Source organism: Natronocella acetinitrilica, from assembly GCF_024170285.1.
GTDB classification, from domain to species: Bacteria; Pseudomonadota; Gammaproteobacteria; order Nitrococcales; family Aquisalimonadaceae; genus Natronocella; species Natronocella acetinitrilica.
Genome location: NZ_JALJXV010000011.1, coordinates 45,773 through 69,464 on the forward strand (window position 1 = coordinate 45,773; position 23,692 = coordinate 69,464).

23 protein-coding genes are annotated in these 23,692 nt (G+C 64.7%); 17 read left to right on the top strand and 6 right to left on the bottom strand.

Annotation, left to right across the window (positions count from 1 at the left end; genetic code table 11):
* Positions 1 to 3: 3 nt before the first annotated feature.
* From J2T57_RS19460 to ureG, 11 genes are all read left to right on the top strand, one after another.
* Positions 4 to 1,050, top strand: a complete 1,047-nt coding sequence (locus tag J2T57_RS19460; protein WP_253483883.1) for an aliphatic amidase — start codon at positions 4 to 6, stop codon at positions 1,048 to 1,050.
* A gap of 69 nt (positions 1,051 to 1,119) precedes the next feature.
* Complete coding sequence (locus J2T57_RS19465) at positions 1,120 to 2,235, top strand: AAA family ATPase (protein ID WP_253483900.1); 1,116 nt, start codon at positions 1,120 to 1,122, stop codon at positions 2,233 to 2,235.
* A gap of 10 nt (positions 2,236 to 2,245) precedes the next feature.
* Positions 2,246 to 3,757 carry an amidase gene (locus J2T57_RS19470; protein WP_253483903.1) on the top strand — a complete coding sequence of 504 codons (1,512 nt, stop codon included), beginning with the start codon at positions 2,246 to 2,248 and terminating at the stop codon, positions 3,755 to 3,757.
* Between the two features lie 249 nt (positions 3,758 to 4,006).
* Positions 4,007 to 4,603, top strand: a complete 597-nt coding sequence (locus J2T57_RS19475; protein ID WP_253483905.1) for a HupE/UreJ family protein — start codon at positions 4,007 to 4,009, stop codon at positions 4,601 to 4,603.
* An 8-nt stretch (positions 4,604 to 4,611) separates the two neighbouring features.
* Positions 4,612 to 5,457: an urease accessory protein UreD gene (locus tag J2T57_RS19480; protein ID WP_253483907.1), complete on the top strand. Its 846-nt coding sequence runs from the start codon at positions 4,612 to 4,614 to the stop codon at positions 5,455 to 5,457.
* 3 nt (positions 5,458 to 5,460) lie between these two features.
* Complete coding sequence (gene ureA, locus J2T57_RS19485) at positions 5,461 to 5,763, top strand: urease subunit gamma (RefSeq protein ID WP_253483909.1); 303 nt, start codon at positions 5,461 to 5,463, stop codon at positions 5,761 to 5,763.
* Between the two features lie 11 nt (positions 5,764 to 5,774).
* Positions 5,775 to 6,095, top strand: coding sequence for an urease subunit beta (locus tag J2T57_RS19490; protein WP_253483911.1), 321 nt, complete (start codon positions 5,775 to 5,777; stop codon positions 6,093 to 6,095).
* Positions 6,092 to 7,798: an urease subunit alpha gene (gene ureC / locus J2T57_RS19495; RefSeq protein ID WP_253483913.1), complete on the top strand. Its 1,707-nt coding sequence runs from the start codon at positions 6,092 to 6,094 to the stop codon at positions 7,796 to 7,798. Before J2T57_RS19490 ends, ureC begins: the two co-directional genes overlap by 4 nt.
* Before the next feature lie 9 nt (positions 7,799 to 7,807).
* Positions 7,808 to 8,287: an urease accessory protein UreE gene (ureE, locus tag J2T57_RS19500; RefSeq protein WP_253484275.1), complete on the top strand. Its 480-nt coding sequence runs from the start codon at positions 7,808 to 7,810 to the stop codon at positions 8,285 to 8,287.
* A complete protein-coding gene (locus tag J2T57_RS19505; RefSeq protein WP_253483915.1) occupies positions 8,238 to 8,960 on the top strand; it encodes an urease accessory protein UreF in 723 nt (240 codons plus the stop codon). Before ureE ends, J2T57_RS19505 begins: the two co-directional genes overlap by 50 nt.
* Before the next feature lie 26 nt (positions 8,961 to 8,986).
* Positions 8,987 to 9,622 carry an urease accessory protein UreG gene (gene ureG, locus J2T57_RS19510; RefSeq protein WP_253483917.1) on the top strand — a complete coding sequence of 212 codons (636 nt, stop codon included), beginning with the start codon at positions 8,987 to 8,989 and terminating at the stop codon, positions 9,620 to 9,622.
* A 162-nt stretch (positions 9,623 to 9,784) separates the two neighbouring features.
* On the opposite strand, the gene J2T57_RS19515 is transcribed toward ureG, so the two are convergent.
* Both J2T57_RS19515 and ubiK read right to left on the bottom strand, forming a co-directional pair.
* Positions 9,785 to 11,281 carry a YifB family Mg chelatase-like AAA ATPase gene (locus J2T57_RS19515; RefSeq protein ID WP_253483919.1) on the bottom strand — a complete coding sequence of 499 codons (1,497 nt, stop codon included), beginning with the start codon at positions 11,279 to 11,281 and terminating at the stop codon, positions 9,785 to 9,787.
* Between the two features lie 30 nt (positions 11,282 to 11,311).
* The gene (ubiK, locus tag J2T57_RS19520; protein WP_253483921.1) at positions 11,312 to 11,566 is read right to left on the bottom strand and encodes a ubiquinone biosynthesis accessory factor UbiK; all 255 of its coding nucleotides are present in this window, start codon (positions 11,564 to 11,566) and stop codon (positions 11,312 to 11,314) included.
* A gap of 348 nt (positions 11,567 to 11,914) precedes the next feature.
* On the opposite strand from ubiK, the gene glnK reads away from it, so the two are divergent.
* From glnK to J2T57_RS19540, 4 genes are all read left to right on the top strand, one after another.
* Entirely contained in the window at positions 11,915 to 12,253 is a 339-nt protein-coding gene (glnK, locus tag J2T57_RS19525; RefSeq protein WP_253483923.1) for a P-II family nitrogen regulator, read from the top strand.
* A 33-nt stretch (positions 12,254 to 12,286) separates the two neighbouring features.
* Complete coding sequence (locus J2T57_RS19530; RefSeq protein ID WP_253483925.1) at positions 12,287 to 13,537, top strand: ammonium transporter; 1,251 nt, start codon at positions 12,287 to 12,289, stop codon at positions 13,535 to 13,537.
* Positions 13,538 to 13,643: 106 nt separating this feature from the next.
* Complete coding sequence (locus J2T57_RS19535; RefSeq protein WP_253483927.1) at positions 13,644 to 14,252, top strand: ABC transporter ATP-binding protein; 609 nt, start codon at positions 13,644 to 13,646, stop codon at positions 14,250 to 14,252.
* Positions 14,237 to 15,043, top strand: a complete 807-nt coding sequence (locus J2T57_RS19540; protein ID WP_253483929.1) for an ABC transporter permease — start codon at positions 14,237 to 14,239, stop codon at positions 15,041 to 15,043. Before J2T57_RS19535 ends, J2T57_RS19540 begins: the two co-directional genes overlap by 16 nt.
* A 4-nt stretch (positions 15,044 to 15,047) precedes the next feature.
* Here the strand turns inward: J2T57_RS19540 and speE are convergent, their stop codons facing one another.
* Positions 15,048 to 15,917 (bottom strand): polyamine aminopropyltransferase, encoded by an 870-nt coding sequence (speE, locus tag J2T57_RS19545; RefSeq protein ID WP_253484278.1) that lies wholly within the window; start codon positions 15,915 to 15,917, stop codon positions 15,048 to 15,050.
* A gap of 246 nt (positions 15,918 to 16,163) precedes the next feature.
* Between speE and speA the strand changes: the two genes are divergently transcribed.
* Complete coding sequence (speA, locus tag J2T57_RS19550; RefSeq protein WP_253483931.1) at positions 16,164 to 18,053, top strand: biosynthetic arginine decarboxylase; 1,890 nt, start codon at positions 16,164 to 16,166, stop codon at positions 18,051 to 18,053.
* Positions 18,050 to 18,934: an NAD(P)-dependent oxidoreductase gene (locus tag J2T57_RS19555; protein ID WP_253483933.1), complete on the top strand. Its 885-nt coding sequence runs from the start codon at positions 18,050 to 18,052 to the stop codon at positions 18,932 to 18,934. Before speA ends, J2T57_RS19555 begins: the two co-directional genes overlap by 4 nt.
* 1 nt (position 18,935) lies before the next feature.
* On the opposite strand, the gene J2T57_RS19560 is transcribed toward J2T57_RS19555, so the two are convergent.
* From J2T57_RS19560 to J2T57_RS19570, 3 genes are all read right to left on the bottom strand, one after another.
* On the bottom strand, positions 18,936 to 19,580 hold the full coding sequence (locus J2T57_RS19560) for an SPOR domain-containing protein (RefSeq protein WP_253483934.1): 645 nt from the start codon (positions 19,578 to 19,580) through the stop codon (positions 18,936 to 18,938).
* Between the two features lie 12 nt (positions 19,581 to 19,592).
* Positions 19,593 to 21,353 (bottom strand): arginine--tRNA ligase, encoded by a 1,761-nt coding sequence (gene argS / locus J2T57_RS19565; protein WP_253483936.1) that lies wholly within the window; start codon positions 21,351 to 21,353, stop codon positions 19,593 to 19,595.
* A gap of 113 nt (positions 21,354 to 21,466) precedes the next feature.
* Complete coding sequence (locus tag J2T57_RS19570) at positions 21,467 to 23,674, bottom strand: primosomal protein N' (protein WP_253483938.1); 2,208 nt, start codon at positions 23,672 to 23,674, stop codon at positions 21,467 to 21,469.
* Positions 23,675 to 23,692 lie beyond the last annotated feature (18 nt).

Below are 23,692 nucleotides of genomic sequence, written 5' to 3' on the forward strand. Positions count from 1 at the left end.
ATCATGCGTCACGGTGACATTTCCAGCAGCAAGGACACGGTGGGTGTAGCGGTCGTCAACTACAAGATGCCGCGGCTCCACAGCAAGGCCGAGGTGCTCGACAACGCCCAGAAGATCGCTGACATGATCGAGGGCATCAAGGTTGGTCTGCCCGGCCTGGATCTGATCGTCTTCCCCGAGTACAGCACAATGGGGATCATGTACGACCCGGACGAGATGTACGCCACGGCCGCCACCGTTCCCGGTGACGAGACCGAGATCTTCGCCCGTGCCTGCCGCAAGGCCAACGTCTGGGGCGTGTTCTCGCTGACCGGCGAGCGCCATGAGGATCACCCCAACAAGGCGCCCTACAACACCCTGATTCTGATGAACAACAAGGGTGAAGTTGTTCAGAAGTACCGCAAGTGCATTCCCTGGTGCCCCATCGAGGGCTGGTATCCCGGCGACAACACCTACGTGACCGAAGGGCCCAAGGGCCTGAAGGTCAGCCTGATCATCTGTGATGACGGCAACTACCCGGAAATCTGGCGCGACTGCGCCATGAAGGGCGCCGAGCTCATCGTCCGCTGCCAGGGCTACATGTACCCGGCCAAGGAGCAGCAGATCAACATGTCCAAGTGCATGGCCTGGGCCAACAACACCTACGTGGCCGTGGCCAACGCCTCCGGCTTCGACGGTGTCTACAGCTACTTCGGCCATTCTGCGCTGATCGGCTTCGACGGTCGTACTCTCGGTGAGTGCGGTACCGAGGAGAACGGCGTGCAGTACGCCCAGTTCTCGGTGTCAGCCATTCGCGATGCCCGTGCCAACGATCAGTCGCAGAACCACCTGTTCAAACTGCTGCATCGCGGCTACACCGGCATGCACGATTCCGGTGACGGTTCCCAGGGTCTGGCGGAGTGCCCGTTCGAGTTCTACCGCACCTGGGTCAACGATGCCGAAAAGGCGCGGGCCGACGTGGAGAAGATCACCCGCAAGAAAGCCGGTGTTGCCAGCGCGCCGGTGAAGGACCTGCCCTACGACGCCAAGGAGGAAGAGGCGGCCGAGTAACGGCCCGGGCCTTGATCGCGGCGGTCGGGTCTGCGGATCCGGCCGCCGCTGCTATCGTGGAGCAACTGCATGCCCTTTCTGAACGACATGCTGGACGAAACCAGTCGTAAACGGCTGGAACAACAACGCCTGGCGGAGGACAACGCCGGCGAACTGCTGCCTGCCGAAGTCCCGGAACCCAATACCATCGAGAGCCGCTATCGCTTCGATGTCAACGCTATCATGCGCGCCGTTCGCGGTGAAATTCTCGGCCAGGACGAGGCCGTGGATGCCGTGGAGCGCATGCTGCATATCGTCCGCGCCGATATCGCCGATCCGCGCCGGCCGCTGCATACAGCCCTGTTCCTCGGCCCCACCGGCGTTGGCAAGACGGAACTGGTCCGCGCCGTGGCCCGGGCACTGCACGGTGACGCTGACGCCTTCTGCCGAGTGGACATGAACACCCTGTCCCAGGAACACTACGCCGCCGCTCTGACCGGGGCGCCGCCCGGCTATGTGGGCAGCAAGGAAGGCACCACCATTCTCAATCAGGAACTGATCGAGGGCAGCCTGGGCAAGCCGGGTATCGTACTATTCGATGAACTGGAAAAGGCCTCGGACGAAGTCGTCCAGGCGCTCCTCAACGTGTTCGACAACGGCATGCTCACCGTCGCCTCCGGGGAGCGCACCTACAGTTTCCGCAACGCCCTGGTGTTCATGACCAGCAACCTGGGTGCGCGCCGCCTTCAGAGTTTCGAGGAGCGTCGCGAGCGCTTCCCGGGCAAGCTGTTCCCGATGCCTGCGCGCCGCCGCCGCGACAAACTCTACCAGATGATGGAGCGGGAACTGCTGCGCCGTTTCGTGCCCGAATTCGTCAACCGTATCGACACCATCACCGTATTCAACTGGATTCACGGGGACGTGGTGGAGCAACTGGTGGACCTGGAACTGGTTCGCCTCAATCGCCGTCTGCGCAAGCACAGCGTGGAGTTGCAGCTGGAGCCATCGGTGCGGGCCCACATCGCCAGGGAGGGGTTTGATCGCAAGTATGGCGCCCGGTCCCTGCGTCGCGCCATGCGTCATCGCATCGAGGCACCGTTAGCCCATTTCCTGCTCACGGAATTCCGCAGCGCCGGCGGCTTTCAGTCGCTGGAGGCGCACCTGAAGACAGGCAAGGTCAGATTTCGTGCGGTCGCAAACACTTAAGGAGAACAACATGTCGGTGAAGCCACCCGGTCCGTCCACGCTGAAGGCCATTTCCGACGAGTACGGCTTTGACTTGTCGCCTCAGGAACTGGTGGAGTACGAAGCCGCCGTTGCCGCCGGTCTCGGCATCTATGCCCGCATTGACGAGTATGCCGACGAACTGCTCCCGGTGAAGTACCCGAGAGCAAGTGTCGGCTATCGACCGGTGGGAGAGGAGAACCCGAATAACGGCTGGGCCTGGAAATGCTCGATTCCCGGGGCCGACAGCGGACCACTGGCCGGGTGCACCGTTGGCATCAAGGATAATGTCCTGGTCGCAGGCATTCCCATGCTCAATGGTTCTCCCATCCTTGAAGGATACGTTCCCCGGGAGGATGCGACGGTGGTGACCCGCCTGCTCGATGCGGGTGCCCACATCATCGGCAAGACTGCCGTTCCGGCCTTCTGCTTCGACGGCGGCGGTTGCACCGGCTACCCGGAGCCGCAGCCCGAGAACCCCCACAACCCCGATCACATGGCGGGCTCATCGTCCAACGGCAGTGCTGTGGTGGTCGTCACCGGCGAGGTGGACATGGCGCTGGGTGGCGATCAGGGCGGGTCAATCCGGATGCCGTCTTCCTGGAGCGGCTGCTATGGGCTCAAGCCGACCAAGGGTCTGGTGCCCTACACGGGGATATTCCCCATCGAGCGAACCCTGGATCACACGGGCCCCATGGCCCGCAGCGCCGAGGATTGTGCACGGATGCTACAAGTCATCGCCGGCCCCGACGGGCTGGATCCGCGCCAGTATGACGTGCGCACTGACGACTACCTGACCTCGCTGGGAGACAGCCTGTCCGGACTGCGTGTTGGGCTATTGCGCGAGGGCTTTGCCATCCCGGATATGAGCGAGGCCGACGTGGACGACGGCGTGCGCCAGGCCGCATCGGTGCTGGAGAAGGCCGGCGCCAGCGTTTCCGAAGTCTCCGTGCCGATGCACGCTGACGGATTGGTGCTCTGGGTTGCCATTGCCAACGAAGGCGCCACGGAGCTCATGGTCTGGGGGGACGCCTACGGCACCAATGCCCGCGGCCACTATTCAACGGACCTGATCGATTTCTTCGGCCGCGCACGCCGGGCCCGTGGCCGCGACTTCAGCCAGACAGTCAAGGCCACGGTGCTGGCCGGACACTACATGTCGACTTGCTACAATCGCCACTACTACGCCAAGGCCCAGAATCTGGGGCGGCGTCTCCAGGCGGGCTACGACGAGGCCCTGCGGGATGTCGACTTGCTGGTACTCCCCACGACACCGATGAAGGCCATGCGCAAGCCGGCCGATCGATCGCTACCAACGATCATGGCCAGCGCCCTGGGTAACCTCTACAACACTGCGCCATTCGATGTTACCGGTCATCCGGCGATGAGCGTGCCGGCGGGCATGTCCGACGGTCTGCCGATCGGAATGATGCTGATCGGCCGGCATTGGGAGGACGCAACCGTATTGCGGGCAGCCCATGCCTTTCAGATGAAGGCTTCCTGAAGCGAACGCGGCCGCGCAGGCTCGGTGCAATATTGGTGCGATTGCACCGTTATAGTGCGTCAGATCGCTCGACGAACATGCAACGCGGGAAGGCGGTCAGGCCCAGGGTATATCTGCGCTGCGGAGATTCGCGCGGCACGCGTGCGGATGGCTGCGGGCGCGGGTTGGGCATGCCCCTGGCGTGGCACGCACCATGCAGGCGCTTCGCAGCAACACTCGAATAGCCGGCTTCGCAATGGAGGTTACCCCGTGAAACGGATCGTGCTGTCAATCATCGCGGCCTTGACGCTGCTGGCCGTGCCGGCGTTGGTGCTCGCCCATCCCCACCCCCACGCTCACGGTGGCTTCGGCGCGGGCTTCCTGCATCCTCTGTTGGGTCTGGACCATCTTCTCGCCATGCTCGGCGTCGGTCTCTGGGCCGCACAGCAGGCGGACCGCCGCACCTTCTGGTTGATTCCGGCGGGCTTCATCACGGCCCTGGTGATTGGATTCGTGCTGGGTCTCGGCTCTGCCTCGCTGCCGATCATCGAGTTCGGCATCGTCGGCTCGCTGGCCCTGGTGGGGCTGCTGATACTGGTCAAGCGACAGCTGCCCGTGGCGGCGGCCGGTGTGCTTGCGGGCCTGTTTGCCGTTTTCCATGGTCATGCCCACGGTGCCGAAATGGCCGTGGGGCTTTCCGGCAACCTGTTCGGTGCCGGATTCGTGATCGCCTCTGGCATGCTACTGGCGGCGGGCGTCACGGCCTGGCGATTCGCAGAGCGGCGAATGGCGCAGGCATCGGTGTCCCGCACCGCCGGTCTGGCTTTGCTGGCGGCGAGTGCGGTCTATCTGGTCCTGCTGGTCTAGGCCGCCCCATGGCGGCGGCTGTTCCCGACGTCGTTGAAGCCGGCGGCTGGCTGGCGCGTCTGCGGCTGAAATACGCGCGGCGTCGCGACCGCACCGTGCTGGCTCATCGTTACCACGAAGGGCCGCTGCTGGTGCAGCGCAGCTTCCACCCCGAGGGCGAACCCTGCCATAGCTATGTGATTCACCCGCCAGGGGGCGTGGTTGGCGGAGACCGGCTGTTGCTTGACGTGGATGTGGCTGCTGGCGCCCATGCCGTGCTGACGACTCCGGCTGCCGCCAAGTTCTACCGCAGCGGCGGCCATCGTGCCGAGCAGGATCAGCACTTCACGGTTGCCGATGGCGGTGCGCTGGAGTTTCTGCCCGCCGAGACCATTCTGCACGGTGGCTGCGACGTCAACCTGCGCAATCGCTTTGATCTGGTCGGCGAGGCCCGGCTGTGCGCCTGGGACGTGGTCTGCCTTGGGCGCCCCGGTAGCGGCGATCACTATGCCAGCGGCGCCTGCCTGCAGGATCTCCGCGTCTTCCGGGATGGTGTCATTTGCCTGCATGAGCGTCTGCGGCTCGATGCCGGCGACAGACTGCTGACAGCACCCTGGGGTCTTGGGGGGCGCACGGTGATCGGCACGTTGGTGGCCACGCCCGCGCCGCCTGGTCTGGAACAACAACTCCGGGAAAACCTGGACGGTGCCGATACGCTGCGCCTGGGAGTGACACGACTCGACGATTTATTAGTGCTGCGCTGCCTTGGCCCGGGCGCAGAGCCGGTGCGGGCACTGCTCGAACGCGCCTGGACGCTGCTGCGGGAGCCCGTTCTGGGGCGACCCGCCTGCCCACCGAGAATCTGGAGGACCTGACCGATGGAACTCACACCACGGGAGAAAGACAAGCTGCTCCTGTTCACTGCGGCACTGCTCGCCGAGCGGCGCAAGGCCCGGGGGCTCAAGCTCAACTACCCGGAGGCCATGGCGCTGATCTCTGCCGCCATCCTCGAGGGTGCCCGGGACGGGCGCAGCGTGGCCGAGCTGATGAGCGCCGGTGCCGAGGTACTCACCCGGGAGGACGTCATGGACGGAGTTGCCGAGATGATTCCCGAGGTCCAGGTGGAGGCGACCTTTCCCGACGGGGTCAAGCTCGTCACCGTGCATGAGCCGATTCGATAGGAGGTGCAGCCATGATTCCAGGAGAAGTGCTGCCGGCGGACGGCGAGATCACGCTGAACGAAGGCCGGGACACGGTCACCGTGTCCGTGACCAACAGCGGCGACCGCCCCATACAGGTGGGATCCCACTACCATTTCTTCGAGGTGAACGACGCCCTGCAGTTCGACCGTGAGCAGGCGCTGGGATTTCGTCTCGATATCCCGGCTGGCACCGCCGTGCGCTTCGAACCGGGCCAGGCGCGCACCGTGCAGCTGGTGGCCTATGCGGGCGAACGGGCGGTCTACGGATTCAAGGGTCGTGTGATGGGTCCACTGAAAGGGGGTTCGGCATGAGCAACAGGATCTCGCGCAGGGCCTACGCCGACATGTTCGGCCCCACCACGGGTGACAGGCTGCGCCTCGGTGATACCAACCTGGTGATCGAAGTCGAGCGGGATCACACCGTCTATGGCGACGAGGTGAAGTTCGGCGGTGGCAAGGTCATCCGCGACGGCATGGGTCAGAGCCAGCGCCTCGCCAACGAGGTGGTGGACCTGGTGATCACTAATGCGCTGATTCTCGATCACTGGGGAATCGTGAAGGCCGACATCGGTGTGAAGAACGGACGCATTCATGCCATCGGCAAGGCTGGCAATCCGGATACCCAGGCCGGCGTGGATATCGTGGTGGGGCCGGGCACGGAGGCTATCGCCGCCGAGGGCAAGATCGTGACCGCCGGTGGTATCGATGCCCATATCCATTTCATCTGCCCGCAGCAGATCGAGGAGGCGTTGACCTCGGGTGTGACCACCATGCTCGGTGGCGGCACCGGCCCGGCTACCGGTAGCAATGCCACCACCTGCACCCCGGGCCCCTGGAATATCCACCGGATGCTCCAGGCGGCGGAAGGCTTTCCCATGAATCTGGGCTTTCTCGGGAAGGGCAACGCCAGCCTGCCTGGTGCCTTGCAGGAGCAGATCGAGGCTGGTGCCCTGGGCCTGAAACTGCACGAGGACTGGGGCACCACCCCGGCGGCCATCGATTGTGCCCTCGGCGTCGCCGAGGAATACGACGTGCAGGTCTGCATCCACACCGACACTCTGAACGAGTCCGGCTTCGTCGAGGACAGCCTGGCCGCCTTCAAGGGCCGGACCATCCATACCTATCACACGGAAGGGGCCGGTGGCGGCCATGCGCCGGACATCATCAAGGCCTGTGGCGAGCCGAATGTGCTGCCCTCCAGCACCAACCCGACGCGGCCATTCACGGTGAACACCATTGATGAGCATCTGGACATGCTCATGGTCTGCCACCACCTGGACCCGCGCATCCCCGAGGATGTGGCCTTTGCCGAGTCCCGCATCCGCCGGGAGACCATCGCCGCCGAGGATATTCTTCACGACCTGGGGGCGTTCTCGGTGATCTCGTCGGATTCCCAGGCCATGGGCCGGGTCGGGGAGAACCTGATCCGCACCTGGCAGACCGCCCACAAGATGAAAATGCAGCGCGGCCCCCTGGCGCAGGACAGTGACCGCAACGATAACTACCGCGCCCGCCGCTACGTGGCCAAGTACACCATCAACCCGGCCATCGCCCACGGCATCAGCCACGAGGTGGGGTCGGTGGAGCCCGGCAAGCTGGCCGATCTGTGCCTGTGGAATCCGGCGTTCTTCGGCGTCAAGCCGGCGCTGATCATCAAGGGCGGCTTCATTGCCTGTGCGCCCATGGGGGATCCCAATGCCTCGATTCCCACCCCGCAGCCGGTGCACTACCGCCCGATGTTCGGTGCCTACGGCCGGGCCATGACCGAGACCTGTGTGAGCTTCGTCTCCCAGGCATCACTGGATGCCGGTCTGGCCCAGCAGGCAAAGCTCGAACGCCGCCTGGTCGCGGTGAAGAACTGTCGCAGCATCGGCAAGAAGGACATGATACTTAACAACTGGCAGCCCACCATGGAGGTGGATCCGGAAACCTACGCGGTGCACGCAGATGGCGAATTACTGACCTGTGAACCGGCGAAGGAACTGCCTCTGGCGCAGCGCTATTTCCTGTTCTGAGGGTGGATGATGTTACGACTGGTGGAGCGTGTTGCTGCTGCGGAACGGGTCGATGGGGTGCTGTGCCTGCCCTTCGATCTCCGCCAGAAAAGCCGATTCCGGACCCGCCTGACCGATGGTACCGAGGTGGGTGTCTTCCTTGATCGCGGCCACATCCTGCGGGATGGCGACTGCCTGCGGGCCGAATGCGGCAGATTGATCCGGGTAGAAGCTGCCGAGGAATCTGTCAGCACGGTTCGCAGCGCCGATGCCCGTCAGCTGGCCCGGGTCTGCTATCACCTGGGCAATCGGCATGTGCCCCTGCAGGTGGGGGATGGCTTCGCCCGCTACCGGCATGACCATGTGCTGGATGCCATGGTCCAGGGGCTCGGCCTGGCGGTGGTTTGCGAAGAGGCACCCTTCGAGCCCGAGGCCGGCGCCTACGGTGGCGGTCATTCCCATGCACACGACCACGATCACGGTTCCCATGAACACGGCCATCACCACTGACCAGGCCGGTCTGGCCCGGCGGCGGCTCTGGCAGCTGCTGAGTCCGACGCTGCCCATTGGCGCCTACAGCTATTCCGGTGGCCTGGAAGCGGCGGTGGAGGCGGGGTGGATTCCCTCTGCCGACGCCGTGCGTGACTGGCTCGAGGGGCAGCTCCGACACACCCTTTCGCGGGTCGATGTGCCACTGCTTGCCCGCCTGCACGAGGCCTGGCTGGTTGACGACACAGGCGCGGTCATGCGCTATAGCGCGTGGTTGCGTGCCAGCCGCGAGACTGCGGAACTGGCCGCCGAGGATCACCACCTGGGCCGCGCGCTGGCCACGTTACTGGCCGACCTGGGTCTGGAGGACGCGGAGCCATGGCGCAATGAACGGCTGGCCGCCTGGGCGCCCCTGTTCGCCCTGGCACTGGCGCGTTGGCAGATTCCCCTTCGCGAGGGGGCCGAAGCCTACCTGTGGAGCTGGTGCGACAATCAGGTCGCTGCGGCGGTCAAGCTGGTGCCTCTGGGGCAGACCGCCGGGCAGCGCCTTTTGCAGGATCTGGCAGGGCCGGTGGGCACCGCCGCGGATGTGGGCCTGGCCCTGGAGGATGAGGCCATCGGCGGCAGCGCCCCGGGCCTCGCCATCGCCAGCAGCCTGCATGAGACCCAGTATTCACGATTGTTTCGCAGTTGACCGCGCACTTGATGAAGGAGACAGCCATGAGCGACAGCCAGTCCCTGCGTGTGGGTATCGGCGGCCCGGTGGGTTCGGGGAAGACGGCGCTGCTGGAGGCGCTATGCAAGTCCATGCGTGATGACTACAACATCGCCGTGGTGACCAATGACATCTACACCCGGGAAGATGCCGAGTTTCTCACCCGTCGCGGGGCGCTGGAGCCGGATCGCATCGTCGGTGTGGAAACCGGCGGCTGCCCGCATACCGCCATCCGCGAGGACGCGTCCATGAACCTGGCCGCGGTGGCCGATCTCAACCAGCGCTTTCCCGGGCTCGACGTGGTGTTCGTGGAAAGCGGTGGCGACAACCTGTCGGCGACCTTCAGCCCGGAACTCTCCGACCTGACGATCTACGTGATCGACGTCTGCGCCGGCGACAAGATCCCGCGCAAGGGCGGCCCCGGGATCACCCGGTCGGACCTGCTGGTGATCAACAAGATCGATCTGGCGGATGGCGTCGGCGCGTCGCTGGAAGTCATGGACCGCGACAGCCGCAAGATGCGCGGCGACCGGCCGTTCGTCTTTACCAACCTCAAGACCGGTGAGGGCCTCGAGACCGTGCGGGACTTCATCATCCGGGAAGGCATGCTTGTTACCAAACAGAAGACCGGAGCGGCCTAGCTGAGGTCGCGGTGCGTTACGCGCAAGCGCTAACGCACCCTACATTCAGCCGTGCCCGCAGCCCGCCCATCATGCCGGCCAAGCAATTTGCACGGCCTCCCGTAGGGTGCGTTAGGCCAAAGGCCGTAACGCACCAAACCAACGCTGACCATTGCCCCTCTGCTATTCGTTCAGTACCCGCCGATAGCCCAGAGCCTCACCGAGTTGACCCACGGTCACGCGATCGTCTCCCGCCAGGTCTGCAATGGTCCGGGCCACCCGCAGCACGCGATGATAGCCCCGGGCGGAGAGCCCCAGCCGGTGCAGCGCTTCCGTGAGAAAGCGCCGTTCGGTGGCACCCAGCCCGCAGGCGGCCTCAATGGCGTCGGCGGCAATGGCGGCGCTGGCACAACCGCTCTCCGCCAGGCGCCGTTCGCGGGCGGCCAGTACGCGGTCCCGCACCACATCGCTGCTTTCGCCGGGCGCTTCATCCTGCAATTCTTCCGGCCGCAGGCGCGGCACTTCCACCTGCAGGTCGATGCGGTCAAGCAGGGGTCCCGAGATGCGTCCACGGTAGCGAGCGATCTGGTCCGGGCTGCAGGAACAGTCCTTGACCGGATCGCCCAGGTGACCGCAGGGGCAGGGATTCATGGCGGTGACTAGCTGGAAGCGGGCCGGATACTCAACCTGGGCCGCTGCCCGGGAGACGGTGACATGGCCTGTCTCCAGCGGCTCGCGCAGGATCTCCAGGGCGTGGCGGCTGAATTCCGGCAGTTCATCGAGAAACAGCACGCCGTTGTGGGCCAGGGAAATTTCTCCCGGGCGCGGACGGCTACCACCGCCCGCCAGGGCCACCGGCGATGCCGAATGATGCGGGGCGCGGAAAGGGCGGTGATTCCAGTCGCTTGCGGAGAAGCCGGCCCGGGCCAGTGACCGCACGGCGGCGGAGGCCAGGCGCTCATCTTCGGTCATGGGCGGCAGGATGCCGGGCAATCGTGACGCCAGCATGCTCTTGCCGGTGCCGGGTGGCCCGACCAGCAGCAGTGAATGGCAACCCGTGGCGGCAACTTCCAGCGCGCGCCTTGCCCGCGCCTGCCCCTTCACCGCCGAGAGGTCGGCAACGGACAGGGTTTCTGACGGGGTAAGGGGCTCGGACGGGGTTAGTGGTGCGTCATCACGGAGATGGGCGGTGACCGCGTTCAGTGTATCCGCGCCGAAGCTCTCACCGGGATGAGCCAGGGCCGCCTCGCCACCGTTCTCGCTGGGCACCATCACCCGGCGGCCGGCCCGGCGGGTCTGGACTGCCAGCGGCAACACGCCGGACACGGCACGCAGGGCGCCGGTGAGGGCGAGTTCCCCGGCGAATTCCCAGTGCGGGAGCTGTTCAGACGGTAATTGCCCTGACGCGGCCAGTACGCCGATGGCAATGGGCAGGTCGAAGCGGCCGCCGTCCTTGGGCAGGTCCGCAGGAGCCAGATTCACGGTGATCTTCTTGCGCGGAAAGTCGAAGCCGCTATTGACGATGGCGCTACGGACACGGTCGCGGCTCTCTCTTACCGCCGTTTCCGGTAGCCCCACCATGGAGAAAGCCGGCAGGCCGTTGGCCAGGTGGACTTCCACCGTTACCAATGGCGCATCAACGCCGATCCCGGCCCTGCCGTAGGCAATGGCAATTGTCATGTGACCCTTCCCTGGGTGTATTGCTGCTGTTTACTCGGATTCCTTGACCAGCGCTTCCAGTGCGCTAACCCGCTCTTCCAGTGCTTCCAGCTGGGCGCGGGTGCGGGCCAGCACCTTTGACTGGGCGTCGAACTCCTCACGGGTGACCAGTTCCATGCGATGGAAGGTGCTCTGCATGGCGGCCCGCATGTTCTGTTCTACCTCGCGCTGAAATTCGCGCAGGCCGGATGGCAGGTTTTCGCTGAACTTCCGGCTGAGCTCATCGAGTGTCTTGGGGTCCAGCATGGTGCATTCCCTCCTCTCGAAATCGGTCTGTGTCTGCACCAAGAAAGCGCATTTTGCACTAATTCGGTGCGTATCCGTGATTGCTGCGGTGCGTCGTCGGCTCTCTTCGGCCAATAACACCACGTTTTACAAGGGCTCACAACAAATGGCACGGGAAATGCTCTCACCGCTGTCAAGTCGGGTGTCGGAGCGTCGGCCTGGCGGCCGATCCGGCAGGCAGCGACCACGGAACGGTAGCCGTTGCCGAAATTCCGCCGCCATCCCGGCCTGCAATCAACCGCTCCGGAAGTCCGGAGGGCATGTTCCGATGCCGCGCAGCGGCAAAAACGCATCAGGGAGACACTGGGCATGAAACTCATCACCGCGATCATCAAGCCTTTCAAGCTGGACGACGTGCGTGAAGCCCTTTCGGAAATCGGTGTGCAGGGTATCACCGTGACGGAAGTAAAGGGCTTCGGGCGTCAGAAGGGTCACACCGAACTCTACCGTGGCGCCGAGTACGTCGTCGACTTCCTGCCGAAGGTGAAGCTGGAGGTTGCCATTACCGATGACCTGGTGGACAGCGTTATCGAGGCAATCACCAAGGCCGCCAACACCGGCAAGATCGGCGACGGCAAGATCTTCGTCTTCGAACTTGAGAAGGCGATTCGTATTCGCACCGGCGAGACCGACAAGGACGCTCTTTGATCTGGCTCCCTGATTTCTGACGAGGAAAAGAAGATGGATCAAGCAATTGAAATCGCATACGCGCTGGATACGTTCTACTTCCTGATTTCCGGTGCTCTTGTGATGTGGATGGCTGCGGGCTTCACCATGCTGGAATCCGGCCTGGTGCGCTCCAAGAACACGACCGAAATCCTGACCAAGAACATTTCCCTGTATTCCGTCGCCTGCATCATGTACCTGTTCTTCGGCTACCAGGTCATGTACGGCGGTGGTCCGAATGGCGTTATCCCCGGGCTGAGCTTCGGCCTCGACCTGGATAACAGCGTTTCCGAAGTGCTGGGTAGCGATGGTGACATCTACTACTCCAACACCTCCGATTTCTTCTTCCAGGTGGTGTTTGTGGCAACCGCCATGTCCATCGTCTCTGGTGCTGTCGCCGAGCGCATGAAGCTGTGGAGCTTCCTGGTGTTCGCCATCGTGCTGACCGGTGTCATCTATCCCGTCCAGGGCTATTGGTCCTGGGGTGAAGGCTGGCTGGATGCCCTGGGCTATTCCGACTATGCCGGTTCCGGCATCGTGCACATGGCCGGCGCGGCCGCTGCACTGGCTGGTGTCATCCTGCTCGGGCCGCGTAAGGGCAAGTACGGCAAGGATGGTGAAGTGCGCGCCATTCCCGGCGCCAACCTGCCGCTGGCGACGCTCGGTACGTTCATTCTCTGGCTGGGCTGGTTCGGCTTCAACGGTGGTTCCGAGCTGAAGGTGTCCGACGTAGAGTCCGCCAACGCCGTGGCCCTGGTGTTCACCAACACCAACCTGGCCGCCGCGGCTGGTCTGATCGCCGCGATGATTCTCTCCAAGGCCATGTTCGGTAAGGCCGACCTGACCTTCATCCTCAACGGCGCGCTGGCCGGCCTGGTGTCCATCACTGCCGGTCCTGATGTCCCGTCCCAGTTGATGGCCGTCATAATCGGCGCCATCGGTGGCGTGATCGTGGTGTTCTCCATCATCGGTCTCGACAAGCTGAAGATCGATGATCCCGTCGGTGCGATCTCTGTCCACGGCACCTGCGGTATCTGGGGTGTCATGGCGGTGCTGCTGTGGAACAGCGACGCCAGTTTCTTTGTCCAGATTATCGGCCTCGGCGCCATCTTCGGCTGGGTCTTCATCACCAGCTTCATTGTCTGGGCGATTCTCAAGTCCGCGATGGGTATCCGCGTGAGTGAGGAAGAAGAAGTCGAAGGTCTCGACATCCTCGAGTGCGGCATGGAAGCCTATCCGGAGTTCGACGGCAAGGCTTCAAAGTAGGTCGAAACCGTCATTTGTAGTAAGAAACCGGGCGCCTTCATGGCGCCCGGTTTGTTATTGCGTCAAGCACTGACTTCAGAATCCAAAGTCGGTAGATTGATCGGCCATGGACGCACTCGTGATTGAGGACCTGACGGTTGGGCCGCTGCGGAAAGTGTCCCTTACCGTTCAGCCCGGCGAGATCGTCTGCCTCTCCGGCCCGTCCGGCTCCGGCAAGAGTCGCCTGTTGAGAGCGGTGGCCGATCTGGAGGCCCACGGAGGTGATGCGCTTATCGGCCATGACCGGCAATCCGGGGTTGCGGCCCATCATTGGCGCGGCTGGGTCATGCTTGTGCCAGCCGAGAGCGCCTGGTGGGCCGAGACAGTCGCTGCCCATTTCGTCGAACCCTTGCCTGGCAGTCTGGATGGTTTCGGCCTGTCGGATTCGGTACTCGCCTGGGAGGTGTCTAGGCTCTCATCCGGGGAGAAGCAACGCCTCGCCGTGCTGCGAGCGCTTTCCTTGATGCCCCGGGCCCTGCTGCTCGACGAGCCCACCGCCAATCTGGACGGAGATACCACGCGCCGCGTCGAGACCTGGTTGCGGGATTATGCCGGACGTATGGGCATTCCCGTACTGTGGGTCGCTCATGATCCGGCGCAGATCGAAAGAGTGGCTCATCGACACTTCACGATTCGTGGCGAAGCGCTCCGGGAGATTCCATGCAGGGTGGCGTGATCGAGTTGTCCTGGTGGCAGCTGTCCATCGGCGCGTCCCTGGTCGTCGCACTTGCCGGGGTGACCCACCTGGGGCGACTCGGGCTGGGGAAGGATCTGCTTGTCGCCGGTTTGCGCACAGTGATTCAGCTCGCGATCATCGCCTTTGTGCTGGAAGCGCTGTTCGCGGTGGCGTCCTTGCCCTGGGTGGCGCTCATGGCCACGGTCATGCTCTTGATTGCTGGCTACGAGGTTATGTCGCGGCAGAAGCACCGGCTGGTCGGGGGTTGGGCGTTCGGCATCGGCACGGTGTCCATGTTTTTGTCCTCCTTCACCGTGACGGTCCTCGCCCTGGCCTTTATCATCGGTCCCGAGCCGTGGTACACGCCCCAGTACGCAATCCCCCTGCTGGGCATGATGCTGGGCAACACCATGACCGGCGTGGCCCTGGGGATGGACCGCTTGACCGACGGTGCCTGGCGCCAGCGCCAGGTCATCGAGGGTCGTCTGATGCTGGGGATGGATTGGCGCGCCGCGGTGGCGGACATTCGCCGGGACGCCATGCGCAGCGGCATGATTCCCACCATCAACGCCATGGCGGCGGCGGGGGTGGTAAGCCTGCCGGGCATGATGACCGGCCAGATCCTGGCCGGCACGGCCCCTGCGCTGGCCGTGAAGTATCAGATCCTGGTCATGTTTCTGATCACCGTCGGTACCGGCTTTGGGACGGTGGTGGCGGTCCTCGTGGGCAGTCGCCGGCTCTTCGATGGTCGCCAGCGGCTGCGCCTGGATCGCCTGAAATCGTCGGGCTGAGTAGTCAGCCCGACCTGTCGGCCATGAGTTTCTTGCAGAACTCCGGAATTGCAAGGGCGGCGCGATGCATGGCGGCGTTGTAGTACTCGGTGGCGAATGGCTTCGCCGCGGCGTCGGTCTCCCGGAAAGCCGTCAGGTCCACGTCGCCCTTGCCGGCCATGGTGGCCGACCACCAGCCCGAGGGGTAGCCCACCACCGGGAACTGTAGGGATCTGACCTGCGTGAAGCCGCCGCCGCGCATGGCGGTGTAGACGTCAGCGAGCAACGTATCCAGATGCAGTATGGGTGACTCGCTCTGTTGCACCATCAGCCCGTCGTCACCGAGAGCGCGCCAGACATCGGCCATGAATTTCGTGCCGAACAGACCTTCCGCAGGCCCCACCGGATCGGTGCTGTCCACGATCACCACGTCCACGGAGCCGGGCTCCAGTCGGCGCATGTAGTCCAGCCCGTCCGCGAACAGTAACTTCGCCCGCGGGTCATCGTTGGCGCTGCACAGTTCGGGAAAGAAGCGTTCGGATGCGCGCGTGACCCGTTCGTCGATATCCACTTGCACGCATCGCTCGACGGCCTTGTGCTTGAGCACTTCACGCAGCATGCCGCAGTCGCCACCGCCGATGATCACAACCTGCTTCGGATCCGGGTGAGTGAACAGCACGGGGTGGGCCATCATCTCGTGATAGGTGAAGTTGTCCCGGCTGGTCAGCATCACGCAGCCATCCAGCACCATCAGGTTGCCCCAGTGTTCGGTTTCGTAGATCTCAAGCTTCTGGAACGGCGTCTGCTCTTCATGAAGCTTGGCGCGGATGCGCAACGAGAACGCGGTCCCCGCCTCCGGATAGTCCTCGGTAAACCAGTGTTTGTCGTCCACGATCACCAACCATGTCTGCGTTGAATGGATTCGGCGCGATTATCCCGAAAGCCAGGGGGTGATGTAAGGGTTGCGGTCAGCTTGTAATGCATCCCACGGAACCAACCAGTCCGCCACGACATTCCCCGGCAATGCACCAATAGAGTGCAATCGGTCTGGTTTGTGGCCCGAGTGTAGCGGGCATGGCCTTCATCCCGGCAAGGGCGGTAACCTATGCGCCCTTGTTGGCGCCCAGGAGAGCGGCCCGGGATGACTACAGACTGGAGCATTGCGCAGGCGCGCAGACTCTACAACGTTGCCCATTGGGGCGGCGGCTATTTTGATATCGGCGAGGCGGGCCGGGTGGTTGTGCGCCCGGACCGTCGTTCCGACACGCCGGCCATCGAACTGCAGGCCATTGCCGATGAGGCACGAGCCGCGGGATTGAGCCTGCCCGTCCTGGTGCGGTTCACCGACATCCTGCATGACCGGGTCGACACCCTCTGCGAGGCCTTCGGCTCCGCCATGGCGGATGATGGCTATCGCGGCCGTTATACCGCCGTCTATCCCATCAAGGTCAATCAGCAGCGTCGCGTGGTGGAGGAGATCCTGCGCCGCGGCGGCGACCGTGTCGGGCTGGAGGCGGGTAGCAAGCCGGAGCTCATGGCGGTGCTGGCGCTGGCACCGCCCGGCAGTGTGGTGATCTGCAACGGCTACAAGGATGGCGAGTACATCCGCCTGGCCCTGCTCGGCGAGCGGCTGGGCCTGCGCGTCCATCTGGTCATCGAAAAACGCTCGGAACTGGAGCTGGTCATCGACGAGGCCAGAACCATGGGCGTGCGCCCCCGGCTGGGCATGCGGATCCGCCTGGCCTCCATCGGTGCCGGCAAATGGCAGAACACCGGCGGTGAGAAGTCGAAGTTCGGCCTCACCGCCGTGCAGGCCCTCGCCGTGGTCGAGCGGCTGCGGGCAGTGGACATGCTGGATTGCCTGGAGCTGCTGCACTTCCACCTGGGTTCACAGATCCCCAACGTGCGGGATATCCGCCGCGGCATGCGCGAGGCGGCCCGCTATTACGCCGAACTGCGCACCCTCGGCGCCCCGCTGCGTACCGTGGACGTGGGCGGGGGCCTGGGCGTCGACTACGAAGGCACGCGCTCCCGCAGTTACTGCTCGATCAATTACAGCGTCGAGGAATACGCCCATAACGTGGTGCACACGCTGTGGGAGATCTGCGAGGAATATGACCTGCCGCACCCCGACGTGATTTCCGAGTCCGGTCGGGCGCTGACCGCACACCATGCCGTGCTGCTTACCAATATCATCGACCATGACACGCCCGGTGAAGAGACCGACATCGCGGCACCGGCGGATGATGCCCCGCAGATCCTTCACGATCTCTGGCGTAACCTGCAGGATGCGGATGACCGCCAGCCCCTGGAGCGCTATCACGACGCCCTGCATGTGCTGCAGGAAGCCCAGAGCATGTATACCCACGGCGTGCTCGACCTGCCTCAGCGGGCGCTGGCGGAGCAACTCTACCAGGCGGTCTGCCGGCGTATTCTGCCGTTGCTCGACGGGACGGCGCGCCCCCACCGGGAAGTCATCGACGAACTCAACGAAAAGCTTGCCGACAAGGTGTTCTGCAACCTGTCGGTCTTCCAGTCCATGCCCGATGTCTGGGCCATCGACCAGGTGTTCCCCATACTGCCGCTGGGCCGGCTGGACGAGCGTCCCAGCAGCCGGGCCACACTACAGGACCTGACCTGCGACTCCGACGGCTGCATCCACCTCTACGTGGACGGCGACGGTGTCGAGAGCACGCTCCCTCTGCCACCCTTCCGGCCGGGTGAACCGTATCTGCTGGGGATCTTCCTGGTGGGTGCCTACCAGGAAATCCTGGGCGACATGCACAACCTGTTCGGCGATACGGACTCGGTCAATGTCACCCTCACCGACGGGGGGTATCACCTGAGCGGGGCCCGCCGCGGCGATACCGTCGAATCGGTTTTGCGCTACGTGGAATTCGACCGCGAGCGCTTGCTCGAGGATTACCGGCGCAAGGTCCAGGCGGCCGACCTCTCCGACCAGGAACGGCAACAGTTTCTGGAAACCCTGGAAGCCGGCCTCGACGGCTACACTTATCTGGAGGATTTATGAAAGCGGGATTAATCGGACTCGGCGCCATGGGCGTCGGCATGGCGCGCAATCTTCATGGGGCCGATTTGCTGGGCGCGGTCTGGAATCGCTCACCCGAAGTGGCCCGGGAGCTGGGTGCCGAGCTGGGCGTGGACGTGGCGGCGAGCCCGGAAGCGCTGGCCCGGGCGGTGGACGTGGTGTTCACCTGTGTCTCCCGGGATGAAGACGTCCTGGCGGTGATCGACCAGTTGCTGCCGGCCCTGGCGGCCGGCAAGGTGGTTGTGGACTGCTCGACCATTGCTGTGGATACCGCCCGGGAGGCGGCCAAGCGGGTTCAGGCCAGGGGTGCTGCCTTTCTTGACGCGCCCGTGTCCGGCGGCAAGGAGGGCGCCGACAACGGTCAACTGGTGTTCATGGTGGGCGGCGACGCGGCGGCATTCGATTCGCTGGCTCCCATGTTCGATGCCATGGGCAAGTCCGCCACCCTGATGGGGGAGAGCGGTGCTGGCCAGGCCACCAAGGCCGTCAATCAGATCATGGCGGCCGGGGTGAACCAGGCGGTCACCGAGGCACTGGCCTTTGGTCAGGCGTCCGGGCTCGATATGGAGCAGGTGATCGATGTGGTGGCCGGCGGCGCAGCGGGCAACTGGTTCCTGCAGCGCCGGGGCAAGACCATGGTGGAGGGGGTGTTCGAGCCGGGCTTCAAGCTCGCGCTGCACCACAAGGATCTGTCCATCTGCAAGGCCATGGCCGCTGAACAGGGCGTGGCCCTGCCCATCATCGAGATGACTCTCAAGCACTACGAACGGCTGATGGCCCAGGGGCATGGCGACGAGGATATCTCGGCGCTTTATCGCCTCAAGCAGGCCATGTTCAAGGACGGCAACCTGCGCTCGCTCTGATTTAGCCCTGCAGGCGCAGGAGGATGCTTTCCACCTGCTCTTCCTGCAGCCGACGGCGGACGTCCTCGACCCGCTGCCGGTCACTCATGGGCCCGATGCGCACTCGGTGAAAGGTGTCGCCACCTTCGATGCGCACGCTCTGGATTTCGGCTTCCACGCCGAGCAGTGCCAGGCGTGCCTTGAGGCGGTCGGCGTCGCCGTGGTTGCGGAACGATCCTGCCTGCACCACGTAGCGGGCGGGATCGTCAGCCGGCGCGCTCGCCGGCGGACTCGGCGTGGGGCTCGAGGCGCTGGGTGGCGCTGTTGGCGGTGGCGCCGCCTCGATGCGTGCGGTGGTGGTATCGCCCGGCGCGGCTGCAGGATCGTCGTCGGGGACCACGACCTCCATTTCCGAGAGCAACTTGTAGAACTCGAAGCGCGGCCGCTGTTCGCTACCCTCCGGTGCCGCCGCGGTGCTGGGTTCGCTCGCGCTGCGGCTGGTGGGTTCGGCGGTCATGTGCGTCTGTCGCTCATGATGCAGATGCACCAGGCCGGCCAGAAACAGGCCTGGTAGAAACCCGCCCAGCATCCATACCCAGCCGGGCGCGCCGCCGGATGGAGCTTTCCTGCGTGGCTGCGCCTGGGTCTGTTTGCGTCTAGCTGCCATGAACGATCAAGCCTACATTGCCTCGGGCGCGGTGACGCCCAGTATACCGAGTCCGTTGCGGATCACCTGCCTGGCGGCTAGCACCAGGCACAGCCTGGCATCCCGCAGCGCCGCGTCCTCCACCAGGAACTGGTGCGCGTTGTAATAGGTGTGGACGGCGTTGGCAAGGTCGCGCAGATAGTGGGCGAGCTGATGCGGCTCCCGGGCCTGGGCGGCGTTGGCCACCAGCTCCGGATACTGGCCAATGGAATCCACCAGCACCTGCTCGTGCTCTTCGGTGAGCAGCGTCAGGTGAGCCAGGCCATTGTTCAGATCATGGCTCAGGGATTTCTCTTCCAGTTGCCGCATCACGCTGCAGATGCGCGCATGGGCGTACTGGATGTAGTACACCGGGTTGTCCGCCGACTGGGATTTGGCGAGTTCCAGGTCGAAGTCCAGGTGCTGTTCCGGTTTGCGCAGCACGTAGAAGAACCGCGCCGCGTCGGTACCCACCTCGTCGCGCAACTCCCGCAGGGTGACAAACTGGCCAGAGCGGGTGGACATCTGCATCCGCTCTGTTCCGCGATACAGGATGGCGAACTGCACCAGGCGGATGTCCAGCCCCGCTGGATCACGTCCCAACGCTTCCAGCGAGGCCTTTAGCCGTCCGATATAGCCGTGATGGTCGGCACCGAGGATGTCGATGCACTGGTCGAAACCGCGCTCGAACTTGTTGAGATGATAGGCAATATCCGAGGCGAAGTAGGTGGTCACCCCGTTGTCACGGCGGACCACGCGATCCTTCTCGTCGCCAAGGCTGCTGGAGCGGAACCAGATGGCGCCATCCGCCTCGTAGAGGTGGTCGCTCCGGTCAAGGATGTCCAGGGCGTGTTCAATGGCACTGGAGCCGGTGAGGGAGCGCTCCGAGAACCACACATCATGATGTACGCCGAAGCCGGCCAGATCGTCACGGATATCGTCCAGCACGGTATCCAGCGCCAGCTTGAAGACCTCTTCGTAGGCCGCCGCGCCGAGCACGGTCTTGCAGCGCTCGATCACCGTGTCGATGTAGTTTTCCTTGTCACCGCCTTCGGAGCCGTCCAGCGGCATCTCGCAGAGTACGATTGCCGCTGGGTGCAGGTGCCGATCGCCGTCGCGCTGCTGCAGGTCGCGGGCGATGTCACGCACGTATTCGCCACGGTAGGCATTGTCCGGAATACGGATTTCCTCGCCCTGCAGTTCCAGGTAACGCAACCATACGCTGGCCGCCAGGATGTCCATCTGCCGGCCGGCGTCATTGACGTAGTACTCCTGTTGCACGCTGTGCCCAGCGGCCAGCAGCAGGTTGGCCAGCGCGCTGCCAAAAGCGGCCCCGCGGCCATGGCCGACGTGCAGCGGCCCGGTGGGGTTCGCCGAGACGTACTCCAGCAGAATCCGGTTGCCGCTCTCCCGCTCGACACGGCCATAGTCGTTGGCCTTGGCCAGCGCATTGCTGACTGGCAGGAATGCAGCCTCCCGGCTGAGAAACACATTGATGAATCCGGGCCCGGCGATCTCGTAGCGGTGGATGGCCGCGTCCGTCGGCATGGCGGCCACCAGCGCTTCGGCGATCTCCCGCGGTTTTCGTCGGGCCGGCTTGGCCAGCATCATGGCGGTATTGAGCGCAAAGTCGCCATGGCGGCGATCCTTGGTGCGCTCCACCTGGATGGGGATGGACACTTCCTCTGGAATGGTGCCGTCGGCCTGTAACCGCTGCAGGGCCTGTTCGATCAGCGCGCGAATCTGTTCTTTCATGGAGTTCCCATGGCCTGGTATTGCCGGTGGTCGCCGGGGGCGATGTTGCGTGGAAGTCCCGCGTATTATCCGTGGTCGCAGTGACGTTGCAAGGCCGCGAGGCCGGCCGGCGCTCAGATCATTTCCTGCGGGTCCACATCCAGCGACCACCGGACCCGGCGCGCCGCAGACAGCGTCTGCAGTGCCTCGCCAAGCCGCGACAGGGTGATGTGCAAGGGCTTGCGGGTGCGGCACTGGAGCAGCAGCTGTGCGCGGTAGCGACCGGCCCGCCGCTCCATGGGTGCGGGGACCGGCCCCATGATGCCGACCTCGCGCGCCGCCACGCTGGCCGCCAGCTCCCGGGCCGCCTGCAGGAACTGCCTGGGTGCCTCAGGCTGCACCGCTTCTGCTCGCAACAGGGCCAGGTGGCTGAATGGCGGCAGCAGCGCCGCTGCGCGCTCTTCCATACAGGCCCGGGCAAAGGCCGGGTAGCCATCCCGCAGCAGCAGTTGCAGCAACGGGTGTTCCGGATGGTGGGTCTGCAGCAGTACCTCACCCGGCCGCTGGGCGCGTCCGGCCCGGCCGGACACCTGGGTGATGAGCTGCGCCATGCGCTCCGAGCCGTGGAAATCCGTGCCGAACAGCCCCTGATCGCAATCCAGCAGGCCCACCAGGCTCACGTCCGGCAGGTGATGGCCCTTGGCCAGCATCTGGGTGCCGAGCAGGATGCGGGCCTCGCCGCTGCGGGCCCGGGCCAGAAGGTGCTCCATGGCGCCCTTGCGGCGGGTGCTGTCGCGATCGATCCGGGCGATGGGCACGTCGGGAAACAGGGACTCCAGGGTTTGTTCGAGCTGCTCGGTGCCCTGGCCGATGGGGCGCAGGTCAATGCTGCCGCAGTCGCCGCATTGCCGGTGAACCATGGTTTCATGGCCGCAATGATGGCAGCGTAAGCGGTTCGCCGCCTGGTGCCAGGTCAGCCGGGCGTCGCAGCGTGGACATTCAGCCACCCAGCCGCAGTCGTGGCAAAGCAGTACCGGTGCGTAGCCCCGTCGGTTGAGGAACAGCAGGCTCTGTCCGCCTTCCTCCAGGTTCTTGCGCATGCGGGCGATCAGGGGTTCCGACAGCCCGGCGGTGAGCCGTTGTCCGCGTAGATCGAGCAGATGGACTGTGGGCGGCTGGGCGACGCCGGCCCGCCGGGTCAGGCGCAGGTGCTGATAACGGCCCCGCTCCGCGTTATGCAGGCTTTCCATGGCTGGGGTCGCAGAGCCCAGCACCACGGGAACGCCCAGTCGCCGCGCCCGCACCACGGCCAGATCCCGGGCATGGTAGCGAAAGCCGTCCTGCTGCTTGAAAGAAAGATCATGTTCCTCGTCGATCACCAGCAGACCCGGCCGGGCCAGTGGGGTGAACAGCGCCGAACGCGTACCGACGATCACGTCCGCCTCGCCGGTTGCCGCGGCCAGCCAGGCGTCCAGCCGCTCACCGTCGGACAGCCCGGAATGCAGGCTGACCAGACGGCCGGGCAGGCGCTGGCGGAACCGCCGAACCAACTGCGGCGTCAGCCCGATCTCCGGTACCAGTACCAGCACCTGACGGTCGCGTTGCAGCACATCGGCGATGACGCGCAGGTACACCTCGGTCTTGCCACTGCCGGTGACACCATCCAGCAGGGCGACGCCATGGGACTCCACCATATCCATCAGTGCATCGCAGGCGGCTTGCTGCTCTTCGTTGAGCGACGGTCTCTCCGGAGTCGGTCGGGTCCGGGGCGGCGGACAGGCCTCCAGCAGCCCTTTTTCCACCAGCGCATTGAGCGCCGTGCGCCAGTCGCCGCCGGTATCTCGCAGGGTCTCCGCAGTGACCCCCTCGGCTGCAGCATCCGCCGCCTGCTCCAGCAACGCAGCCTGTCGTGGTGCGCGGCGGCCCAGGGATGCAATGGAGATGGCGCGCCCGGCTTCCGTGAGACGCCAGGCCTCCGGGGGGCGCCGCCGGGCCGGTTTGCCCTGGCGCAATGCGGTGGGGAGCAGGGTCGCGAATACTTCCCCGATGGGATGGTGATAGTAATCTGCAGCCCAGCGGGCCAGTTCCAGTACGTCCGCGCTGAGCAGGGGCGACTCGTCGAGGATAGCTGTTGCCCGCCGCAGCTTGTTCTCCGGCAGGGCGCTGGTGTCGCTGCACCCGACCAGCACGCCAACGACCTGCCGGCGACCGAAAGGCACCTGCACGCGCTGACCCGGGGCCACCGTGCCGGTGAAGTCAGCGGGTGCTCGGTAGTCGAACGTTCCGGGAATGGGGCAGGGAACGGCGACCTGAAGTATTGTGGCGTTGCGGCCTGCGGTCATCGGGGCTCTGTCACAGTC